Here is a 9,758-nt window from a genome sequence, read left to right as displayed (position 1 = left end):
CGCATTTGCTATATCGGAGTTCGCATTTGCTATATCGGAGTTCGCATTTGCTATATCGGAGTTCGCATTTGCTACTTCGGAGTTCGCATTTGCTACTTCGGAGTTCGCATTTGCTACTTCGGCGATCGCATTTGCTACTTCGGCGACTCCATTTACTATTTCGGCGATCGCCCCACCAACTCTTTTAACCTGTTGACACTCTCAGTGTTAAAGCAACTAAGATTTTTGCTTCACAGGAAGTCCAATGCCCCATGCCCACTTTATTCAAAACTCGTAGCGTAACACACTAAAACTGATAGAAACAGTGCGTTAGGCTTGGTTTAATTCACTTCAACAAAACAGAAATTTACAAGGTAAGCTTGTGTCTGATTTAGCGCTACACGAATATCTCCCTCGCGTTCCCGATGCAGGATTGCAAGAATACATAGAATGGTGTGTTTTAGAACAGGCAAAAGCCGCAGAATGTAACTTTACTCCAGATAGAAGTAAGTTAGATAATTTGCCACCAGAAGACTACGTTCCTAAACTTGTCGATCAGTTCATGAAAATTAAACCAGACCCAATTAGAGCCGGTTTGGTAGCTGCGATCGCAGGTAAGGAAGCTGACAAACATGCTCTATCCGGTTTAGCGATCGCTGCCGATTTTGTATCCCTTTATGTCAAGTACTTAATCCCTAAAGAGGGAAGTACTAGAGAAGAGGCTGAAGAACTCTTAACTAAAGCATCACAACATCAGTCTGAGAAACTTACTGAAATTGCCAAAAAACATGGTGTAGAGTTCTAGTTTGCTGCTGATAACTTACTTATTCAGAGGCTTTGTCTGTATTATTAGTCAAAGCCTCTGGTGTAACCCTATATTTTGCAGACCCCAACCACGTACAGGATCAATCTCGTTTTTTAAGATATCTTCATCCCGTTCTGAAATATTAGTTTCAGCAGATGCTCATAATCCCATGATAGACACCAGAAAATAATATTATACTTTTACTATCACCTTAAGCCTTAAAGTATGCTTCACTGCATTTATAGATGCAGCACGAATTATTATTTTATAATTTAGGAAACATATTATTAGTTTATAGTTATATGGACAGAATCGTAGTTAACTCTCACATTCATTTCGGTAAACCTTGTGTCGCAGGTACACGCATCACTGTACAAAGCATTCTTGAACTGCTCAATGACGGACTTTCATTTGAAGAAATTATCCGAGACTACTATCTAGACCTACAAATTGAGGATATTCGTGCTTGCTTACAATACGCGATCGCGCTAGTGGCAGCTGAAGATATTCGCCTAGTATCTATTTGAGCATGAGATTCTTACTGGATCAAGATGTGTATACTGTGACAGCAAGATTTCTAGTTGATGCCGGACATGACGTAGTTCTTGTTGCTCAGATTGGTCTTTCGCAAGCTAGTGATGAAGAAATTCTTAAAATAGCACAGGAACAGAGCCGTATTCTCATCACGCGAGATAGAGACTACGGAAATCTTGTTTTTGTTAAAGCAATGGGATCTGGAGTCATTTATCTCCGAATCCTACCTACAACTGTGAATAAAGTTCATAACGAACTGGTACGAGTTATAGAAACTTACTCGCAAGTCGAATTGGTAGGGGCATTTGTAGTTGTACAACCAGATGGACACAGGTTTAGAAAAGTATCTTTGTAAAAGTCTAAAGTGTATTAAGTGTATGTTAGGTATGTTAGTTTTAGTGAGGTAAATCTAATATGTACAATGATGTTGGGTCTTATGCTTCGGCCCAACCGACAAAATTAATTCCCGTTAATTGTTAAATTGCGATCGCTCTATAGACAAATTTACAGTGGCAGCCCACGTAAAGTAATACCAGTTTTCTCGAAACAAAAGACTAGGAAAGTCAAACTTATACTGTATAGAAACATTACAATTGCTTTGTTTAAAGCTTCTTCAATCCATTTAGGTGACTTCTCCGATAGATATTGGCGCAAAAAAAACAGAATGGGAATAAGTGTAATACTGAGCCAGCCAACCATACCACCCATTAAAGCAGTTAGGATGGTTAAAAGACTTCCTCCCAACAAGATAAATAACCAGTTGAGAAATTTTAGAGAGCCTATTATACCTTCAATAATTAGAGCAACAGTACAGCCTAAAACAGTACCTATGATTCCCAGCAAAATTACATAAATAACTACTGTAGTTGGATCTGTTACTCCAGCCTCATTAGAGAATAAATCCAATAAAGTTGCTATGATACATAAACCAATACCTAAGCACAATCCCCAAAAAGCTCCCTTCCTTACTCCATCCCAAAAATCCATAATTTTCAGTCCTTGAAATCTTAAACATCTGTAAGCTGAATACATTATTCCCAATTCAGGCAGATATCTAACAAATTAGCTTAAACAATTAAATTTCATTCCATGCTAACTATTATTGGTTGCGGCAATCTAAATCGCAGTGACGACGCAGTAGGTGTAATCATCGCCCAACGCTTACAAAAATATCTAGCTGAAAACCCTCATCCTAATGTGCGTGTTTATGACTGTGGCACCGCAGGGATGGAAGTAATGTTTCAAGCTAGAGGTAGTAAACAACTACTGATTATTGATGCAAGTTCAACTGGTTCTGAACCTGGTGCTGTGTTTAAAGTTCCAGGAAAAGAACTGGAAGCTTTGCCAGAACCTAGTTATAACTTGCACGATTTTCGCTGGGATAATGCTTTAGCCGCCGGACGGAAAATCTTTAAAAATGACTTTCCCCAAGAGGTGACAGTTTATTTAATTGAGGCAGCAAATCTGGGTTTTGGACTGGAGTTAAGTCCCGTTGTCAAACATTCTGCCGATTTGGTTTTTGAAGAACTAACCGCACTTATCAAACAGAATATCAACTTTTAGTTAACAATCCCAAATCTAAAATCCAAAATCCAAAATCCAAAATCGAATCACGCCCAATCCCGATAAACCGAAAGTTCATCTACCCTCATTTCAAAAGGTACGCCTTGAATTTCTGGCGGACAAACACGGATTTTAGCACTGCTAACAATTCCGTAGAGTAATGTCCCCATTGGCACAATTTTTTGCAAAATACGCCAGTTAGTAACTTGATCGGGACATTCAATTACCAATGTCAGAGCATTAGCATGGGTTGTGACATACCACCGACAATTAGATAGAAGATTTTGAATCGTGCGATCGCAAGCATCATAAAAATATCTACTAATAGAATACTCTAGTTGTTGCCGCAGTATAATATCTGCCGATGTCGGTTGCATAGGATGTGAGTCATCACCATTACAGTAATACGTCTTTCTAGGCATCTCTCTTTAGCTTCCTACTTATATTCCAATTACCATTCCATAAAGTACATCTTTATTTGTTTCTAATAATTCCTGGGTTGCGTCATCATAATAAGCACCTATTCCGCTACACTGAATTCCCAAATAATTACTAGTTAAATAAAGTCTCTGTCCTAAAAAACCAGCTATTTGCATAGCAGTTTGATAATTTAAATAATCAGACACAAAAAATAAAGTTACAGCGCTATCTCTAGCAATAGCTTGATTAATACATAAGTAACCTGTCTTTTCACTAAAATTACCCGTCTTAACCAGATACGTACCTTTATATAAGCCAGGTGTCATTCCCTCTACTCGATGCACTACTGAGTAAATTTCTATTTCCTCATAATTTTCTGTCGGTATTGACTGCTCAAGTTGCTGCACTATATATAAATAATCTTCTTGAAAAATAGACTCTTTCCGGAAACGTCTAATAGAACGTCTATCCCAAACTGTGTGATAAAATTTATCCTTGTCAAAATCAAATTGAGGATACTCTAATTTCTGCTGACGACTCTTTTGTAGAGTAGTTGCTTGATAGGCATCTTCAATAAATTGATTAGATTCAAAATAATCAGTACCGCAGACAAAAGGAACTTTCAGCCTTAAGTGTCTGATTTTCTTGTCTTGTACTTCTCCTGACACCGCACAAGCTGTAATAAACTCTTTATTCTCAAATCCCAAATCTAAATTGAGAGCAAGTTTATCAAAGTCAAAAATTAGTTGTATATCTCGGTTGTGGAGAAAAGCTGAAGCTGCGATCGCACCTAAATGGTGTCCGCTATCTAAGAAGCAATATCTCATGCTCCTGTTTTGATATTTCCAGCTAGACCTATAATAAACACAACTAATTAAAAAGATGAATCCGTTGATACTTTTACCTGGTATAATATAACTCTCTAACCCATCATCAATTAATTCATAGATGAGTGTTAGACAATTATTCTCAACTTCTAGATGATATATACCATCTACTATTCCCTCAATACCGCGAACCTGTACGTAAACTTCCGTGGGGTACAGAGCGCCTGCTGATGGATTCACTCGCAGTTTATAAGGGCCATCTTTATACACTTTCTCCAGGGTTATCGCACTGGTTAACGAGATAAAAGAATGAACAGGATTATTGAGATTTAATTTCACTCTCCGATAAAATTTTGGATAAACTTTAAATGGAGATGGCTGTGTTGAAGCATCTACATAATTTGGAGCAACTTGTACCGATAAGTAAGAATGCTTAGTAGCTTCATGATAGGCTTTGCCCGATATTTGATTTTGTGGCATTTTTAAGTATCCTTAAAACTTCTACGTTACTAGCAAAATCGATAGCTTTATAATCGTCTAAGTTTTTCAAATTTAAGTTAGGATGATGTTGTAAAAGTAACTTAACGACTTCTGTCTTACCTGCTGATGCTGCATACATTAAAACAGTTGCACCGTTATCATTTTGGTTATCAATGTTAATGTTGATGCTATACGAATAGCTGAAGTCTAGGAGTTTACCAAAGCAATTTTGCTAGGTATTCAAAAGTTTGGTAAAACAAAAAAATCTTTCCCCACTCCTGACTACCCACCCTCACCTAGCAACTTTGGGTTGGTCAAGTACTAAGTTGACTAGCGACAATTTAGCTTAGTTACATATTATCACTTTGAGAAGTTTTAATTATGAATCATTTATAAAGAGCCGCAGATATATCTAATAAAAAATCTTGAGATCCACTGAAAATGCAGTATTTTTTACAATGTTATTTCATAATTTAGACTAATAACAGTTTTGGGTAAATAGTCACTAGCAATTAAGTTACCTAGTTTCAATAAAAAAATTGATTATAGCGCTTCTGAGTTGAGTTCAATACAGACCTAATCCCAGCCTCTTCCCTGCAAGGAAATGGGAGTAAGCCTCAAAGCCTCTATTCTTTTAGAAGAGAGGAATGGAAGTGAGGTCAGAGTGTATTGCATATAAACGAGAAGCACTATAGTAGTCAGTTGTTGATGTTACTAAATACTAGCGATATCTAAAACGTGAAACGCTTACCCTATTCACTATCAATACTTGAAAATAGTCAAATTTGATGTAACGTTTCCATTGAATCTGGCGTTTAATCAAACATAAATATGACGCTAAGATATACTTTAATATCTCTGGAATTTATTAAGAAATATCAAGTAACTTACTTTTTTAAAAAAAGATTGCTAGCTTATTTAAGTAGAAGTTAAAATACAGACAAAAAAATGGAAATTAGCGCTCGCAATTCTCTCAAAGGTACTGTAAAGACAGTTGTACATGGTTCAGTTAATACTGAGATAACCTTAGAAGTGGCACCAGGAGTAGAGTTAGTGTCAATAATCACAAAATCATCAGCGGAAAAGTTGGGACTTGTAGAAGGTAAGCAGGCTTTTGCCGTGATTAAATCATCAGATGTGATAGTTGCTATTGATTAAAAAATAGGTAAGTTGCCTTTTATTGCAAGCGGCTCTATCTCTAATACCAAATTGTATTCATATCTATAAATTGATTGACCTCACTCCTGTGATTAATTATAAAAGGAGTGAGGTCAAGAGGATATTATATAAATGTTAATAAATTTAATTATCAATAATGCTGACATAAATAACGCGAATACTTTCTATATCTAGTGCTAAAAATGTATTTTCTATTTTAATAAGTAACAAGGGAAAGTTTTGTTCTAAAGTGATAGTATTTCCTGGTATTATACCCATTGATATCAGTTTTTTCAAGATTGTTTAATCCTGACTTTTACAGAAAGTGACGATTCCTCGCCCTCTCTTTCTCAAGAATTATAATGAACAGCCAGTCACACTAAAGCGGATAAACACTTGAATTATAAATTAGGAGTTGTGAAGGGAAGAAGGAAGTATATTTTCATCCTTCATCCTTCATCTTTTCTTTAGTTACTAAAGACAGCAACCAAAGTAATAGTTTAGACGAGATAGGGTTCCTGATGTGTCTTAATTGTGCAATTAGAACGAGGATAAGTGACACAAAGTAGAGCGAATCCTTTAGAAATCTGCTCGTCATCTAAGAAGTTTTGATCTTCTTGATTAATTTCACCTTCAACAACCTTGCCAACACAGCTAGAGCAAGAACCTGCTTGACAAGAGGCTGGCAACTCAATACCATTTTCTTCTGCTGCATCTAAAATGGTAGTCTCTTCATCAACTTCAATTGTGGTGTCGAGGTCTTCTTTTTTGTTGATTAATCTAACTTGATAGGAAGCCATTTTCCGATTCTCCTCAAACGTTATACTGATGGTCTAATTTCCGAAGTTTTTGAGCAACCTATCCTATTCATTGCTTCCCTTCTTGTTAGGGAGAAACTAGCTAAAGCGTAGTTTCTCATAGGCTTCAGGGATGCAACGCGAACAAGAAGCGACCTCAAGGCAGGGCGATAAGCCTGCGGCATGGCTTCTCTACGAGACGCTCTGCGAACGCTTACCGCGTCTATGGGAAGTGTCTACAATCAGACTTAGGGCTAACGAAATGATGTTAGCTGCAAGGTACACCAGTAGCCTTACTGTCGCCTGCTTTGAGGGACTTTCCACAACCACCGCATTTATCAGTTGCATTGGGGTTGGTGAACTTAAAACCGCTTTCCACCACTCCCTCAACGAAGTCAACCACAATTTCTTCTAATAACGGCGCACTTTTGGCATCAACGTAAACCAGCACTTTGCCTTGCTGGGTTACCAAATCATCTGGTTGGGGCTTGCTGGTGATATCCATTGCATATTCATGGCCACTGCAACCACCATCTTTTACAGAGATGCGGATACCTTTAGTTGCGCCATTAGCGTCGGGTGCGGAACCTCCGAGCAATGTCCGCAGATGAAATTCTGCTTTTTCTGATAAAGTAACGGTCATCAGTTCTCCTGATTTGTCGCGATTAGTTGTTCTGATTTCAGGTGGGGACAAAAATCAACTATTTTGGGTAATACCCGTGGGTTCCATCGAATTGGATGGCGCGTGTCTCCAAGGCGCACTATTACCGCATACTGGACAAGAGCGATCGCGGTGAGAACGGCGTTTAGCAAATTCCATCCGATTCAGGTCCATTGTCAGCAATTGCGACAATAGAGGCTGACTAAACCCGGTGATCAGCTTGATAGCTTCCAGCGCCGTCAAACAAGCTAGTGTTCCAGAGACAGCGCCTAGAACTGAAAAGCCGCGCTGATCCCAATCAGGCTTTTCGGGAAACAGACAAGACAAACAAGGAGTCACACCAGGAATAATCGTCGTCAGGTAAGCTTCCATCCCGTTCATTGCGGCTTCTACCATTGGCTTACGCGATCGCACACAGGCTTCATTTAACAAATTGCGCTCTGTAAAGTTGTGGGCGCAATCAAGAGCCATATCAGCAGACTGCACCAACGAATCTACATTTTCCGGGGTGATGTAATCATGAACAGTTTCCACTTGGACATCAGGATTAATCGCGTCCAGAGTTTCTTTAGCTTTGAATACCCTTGGCTTACCAACCCAATCATCGGTCATGAGAACCTGACGATTCATATCATCTAGCCGCAAGTCACCACCCCGGACTAAGATTAGCCGCCCAACGCCCGCTACTGCTAAGTAAAGCGCCGCCGTACCGCCTAATCCCCCCACACCTGTAACCAGAACTGTCGCTGACTTCAGGCGCTTCTGTGCTGTTTCGCCAAAATTCGGAAGCATCATTTGGCGACGATAGCGTTCTAATTCGGTAGGCGTTAGGTTAACCAATTTATACCTCCTAATCAGAAGTGATTTCTGTCAGTGTGACTACATTTTTCGGCTTGTCGTTAAACACTTTGAACAGCTTTTGTTCGTGGGGTGTTGATTCGATAAATACCTGATAAGCTTTTTGCAAAGCTAAAGAATATTGATTTAATTTCTCTTCTTGACTCAAGTCAGGAGAATTATCATCAATTTCTTTGATGTATTGAGAAAACTTTTTCAGAATATGTAGACGATTTACATTTACAACTTTTAGATCGTAGGACAGGTTAAAGAATTTAAAAAATTCTTCCGCATCTACGAGCTGCTTGAATTCATCAATTGTTCCAGTCATTTCGCATTCTCCAATTGTTTCAGATGTTGCTTAAGTTCATCTAACTGGCGATAGATTTCATAAGTTGCGGCTGCAACATCCATAAGTTGTGTGTAATCTGTTGGCAGACCTTCGGCTAAATCATGCAGATCCATTTTCATTTGACCCGCTTTGCTGTTAAGCCGCCTGATTTGTCCTTGTAGTTCCTCAATACTTATTTCTTCTGCTTGCACAATCAGCAACTCCACATTGGATTTTGGAATTTAGATTTTAAATTTTGGATTGGATGATATTGTTTTTAATCAAATAGTGATGAGACTAGTGATTAAATATTTAATCCAAAATCCAAAATCTAAAATTTTTAAAGGTTCCCAACTTCAGGAAAGCGCTTTGCCAAATCAATGCCTTTTTTGACGTAGTTTTCTCCCTCTTCTGCTAATTTATCTAACGAGTCAAAGCCAAAGCGTTGAGCATCTCGTAAAGTTTTTACACTTAGCAAAAGACGGCCAGAAAAAACTAGCGCCCAACCAAATCCTTCATGGCTCAAATCAACTACAACCTGGGATATCAAACCTGTTTCTTGTTCAATCCCAGCAGCTACGGCTCGAAAAAATGCCATAATCCGAGCTTGAGTTATCGGATCAACTTCGCCCTCAACGGAGATTTCCCGTTTCTTTTGTTTGGTGACAATAAAGGGTTTGAGAATTAACTCATCCGACCAACTCCGATAAACTCCATAACTGTCTTGACCACGGATTTGTTTAATTAATACCTTAAGGAAAGGCGAGTTCAAGACTTCAGTTGTAGTAGTTCCGTTAACACTATTATTTGTGGTCATACTGTTGCTTGATTTTCAACTTCATCTGCAAACTTTGTGGGCTTTTGCTGTAAAGCTTTACGCAACCAAGGTGGAGGATTACCTTTGAGGGTTTTTACTAGCTTGGCTAGCATTGCACTAATTTCTTCTTCTTCCGATCGCGCCTTGACTGGAGTGACACCTTTCTTGATTAAACGAGCCGCAGCACTTCCACCAATTGCCACAACATAAATAATTGTGCAGTCAGCTAATGCTTCAATTTTTGGTGCGAGTTTACTCTCATTATTCTCTTCTTGGATTTCATAATTAAATTTGATACTTTCTACAAATTGATATCCTTCATCTGAAATTTCATAAACATCAATTCGCTCTGACCCTCCAAAGTGAGTATTAATATGAACTCCGTCACTTGTCGTAAAGGCAATCTTCATCGTAATTCTCCTCTCTAAAGTTTTGAATTTTGAAGCAATACGGTTCAGTTAGTCATATTTAGCCTCGGAAGATCCCCCCAACCCCCCTTAAAAAGGGGGGCTAAATTCCCTCGTTTTTTAAAGATGGCTAAATTATCTC

16 protein-coding genes and 2 pseudogenes are annotated in these 9,758 nt (G+C 38.5%); 6 read left to right on the top strand and 12 right to left on the bottom strand.

All coding sequences use genetic code 11. The annotated features are described in order from the left end of the window. The 4 genes and pseudogenes from V7K30_RS31920 to V7K30_RS31905 form a co-directional block, all read left to right on the top strand. Positions 1-196: pseudogene (locus V7K30_RS31920) on the top strand (hypothetical protein); the annotation flags it as partial. A gap of 165 nt (positions 197-361) precedes the next feature. Further along, positions 362-784 (top strand): hypothetical protein, encoded by a 423-nt coding sequence (locus tag V7K30_RS31915; RefSeq protein ID WP_335006263.1) that lies wholly within the window; start codon positions 362-364, stop codon positions 782-784. A 302-nt stretch (positions 785-1,086) separates the two neighbouring features. Further along, positions 1,087-1,311 carry a DUF433 domain-containing protein gene (locus tag V7K30_RS31910; protein WP_335006261.1) on the top strand — a complete coding sequence of 75 codons (225 nt, stop codon included), beginning with the start codon at positions 1,087-1,089 and terminating at the stop codon, positions 1,309-1,311. 2 nt (positions 1,312-1,313) lie between these two features. Then, a complete protein-coding gene (locus tag V7K30_RS31905; protein ID WP_335006259.1) occupies positions 1,314-1,673 on the top strand; it encodes a DUF5615 family PIN-like protein in 360 nt (119 codons plus the stop codon). 149 nt (positions 1,674-1,822) lie between these two features. Here V7K30_RS31905 and V7K30_RS31900 read toward each other — a convergent pair whose 3' ends face one another. Continuing rightward, complete coding sequence (locus tag V7K30_RS31900; protein ID WP_335006258.1) at positions 1,823-2,305, bottom strand: hypothetical protein; 483 nt, start codon at positions 2,303-2,305, stop codon at positions 1,823-1,825. A 102-nt stretch (positions 2,306-2,407) separates the two neighbouring features. On the opposite strand from V7K30_RS31900, the gene V7K30_RS31895 reads away from it, so the two are divergent. Next, a complete protein-coding gene (locus V7K30_RS31895; RefSeq protein ID WP_335006256.1) occupies positions 2,408-2,881 on the top strand; it encodes a hydrogenase maturation protease in 474 nt (157 codons plus the stop codon). Between the two features lie 47 nt (positions 2,882-2,928). Here V7K30_RS31895 and V7K30_RS31890 read toward each other — a convergent pair whose 3' ends face one another. From V7K30_RS31890 to V7K30_RS31880, 3 genes and pseudogenes are all read right to left on the bottom strand, one after another. Then, the gene (locus V7K30_RS31890) at positions 2,929-3,303 is read right to left on the bottom strand and encodes a hypothetical protein (protein ID WP_335006254.1); all 375 of its coding nucleotides are present in this window, start codon (positions 3,301-3,303) and stop codon (positions 2,929-2,931) included. 18 nt (positions 3,304-3,321) lie between these two features. Continuing rightward, positions 3,322-4,608: a nitroreductase family protein gene (locus tag V7K30_RS31885; RefSeq protein ID WP_335006252.1), complete on the bottom strand. Its 1,287-nt coding sequence runs from the start codon at positions 4,606-4,608 to the stop codon at positions 3,322-3,324. Then, positions 4,571-4,792 (bottom strand): annotated as a pseudogene (locus V7K30_RS31880) (ankyrin repeat domain-containing protein); the annotation flags it as partial. The pseudogene V7K30_RS31880 and the gene V7K30_RS31885, both read right to left, overlap by 38 nt. Before the next feature lie 764 nt (positions 4,793-5,556). Here V7K30_RS31880 and V7K30_RS31875 point away from each other — a divergent pair. Then, the gene (locus V7K30_RS31875; RefSeq protein WP_335006250.1) at positions 5,557-5,766 is read left to right on the top strand and encodes a TOBE domain-containing protein; all 210 of its coding nucleotides are present in this window, start codon (positions 5,557-5,559) and stop codon (positions 5,764-5,766) included. A gap of 144 nt (positions 5,767-5,910) precedes the next feature. Here V7K30_RS31875 and V7K30_RS31870 read toward each other — a convergent pair whose 3' ends face one another. The 8 genes from V7K30_RS31870 to nifX all read right to left on the bottom strand — a co-directional run bounded on the left by V7K30_RS31870 (position 5,911) and on the right by nifX (position 9,619). Beyond that, a complete protein-coding gene (locus V7K30_RS31870; protein WP_335006249.1) occupies positions 5,911-6,063 on the bottom strand; it encodes a FeoA domain-containing protein in 153 nt (50 codons plus the stop codon). 203 nt (positions 6,064-6,266) lie between these two features. Next, positions 6,267-6,566, bottom strand: a complete 300-nt coding sequence (locus V7K30_RS31865; protein ID WP_335006248.1) for a 2Fe-2S iron-sulfur cluster-binding protein — start codon at positions 6,564-6,566, stop codon at positions 6,267-6,269. 265 nt (positions 6,567-6,831) lie between these two features. After that, positions 6,832-7,206, bottom strand: coding sequence for an iron-sulfur cluster assembly accessory protein (locus V7K30_RS31860; protein ID WP_335006246.1), 375 nt, complete (start codon positions 7,204-7,206; stop codon positions 6,832-6,834). A gap of 54 nt (positions 7,207-7,260) precedes the next feature. Next, a complete protein-coding gene (locus V7K30_RS31855) occupies positions 7,261-8,064 on the bottom strand; it encodes a HesA/MoeB/ThiF family protein (protein WP_335006244.1) in 804 nt (267 codons plus the stop codon). A gap of 10 nt (positions 8,065-8,074) precedes the next feature. Continuing rightward, the gene (gene nifW / locus V7K30_RS31850; RefSeq protein ID WP_334861745.1) at positions 8,075-8,392 is read right to left on the bottom strand and encodes a nitrogenase-stabilizing/protective protein NifW; all 318 of its coding nucleotides are present in this window, start codon (positions 8,390-8,392) and stop codon (positions 8,075-8,077) included. Then, entirely contained in the window at positions 8,389-8,589 is a 201-nt protein-coding gene (locus tag V7K30_RS31845) for a CCE_0567 family metalloprotein (RefSeq protein WP_335006273.1), read from the bottom strand. Before V7K30_RS31845 ends, nifW begins: the two co-directional genes overlap by 4 nt. Before the next feature lie 143 nt (positions 8,590-8,732). After that, a complete protein-coding gene (locus V7K30_RS31840) occupies positions 8,733-9,209 on the bottom strand; it encodes a NifX-associated nitrogen fixation protein (protein WP_335006242.1) in 477 nt (158 codons plus the stop codon). Beyond that, the gene (nifX, locus tag V7K30_RS31835) at positions 9,206-9,619 is read right to left on the bottom strand and encodes a nitrogen fixation protein NifX (RefSeq protein WP_335006240.1); all 414 of its coding nucleotides are present in this window, start codon (positions 9,617-9,619) and stop codon (positions 9,206-9,208) included. Before nifX ends, V7K30_RS31840 begins: the two co-directional genes overlap by 4 nt. Positions 9,620-9,758: the final 139 nt, after the last annotated feature.

The sequence above is a fragment of the Nostoc sp. genome (genome assembly GCF_036917655.1).
In the GTDB taxonomy this organism is placed as follows: Bacteria; Cyanobacteriota; Cyanobacteriia; order Cyanobacteriales; family Nostocaceae; genus Nostoc.
This window is presented reverse-complemented; position numbering and strand designations above follow the sequence as displayed.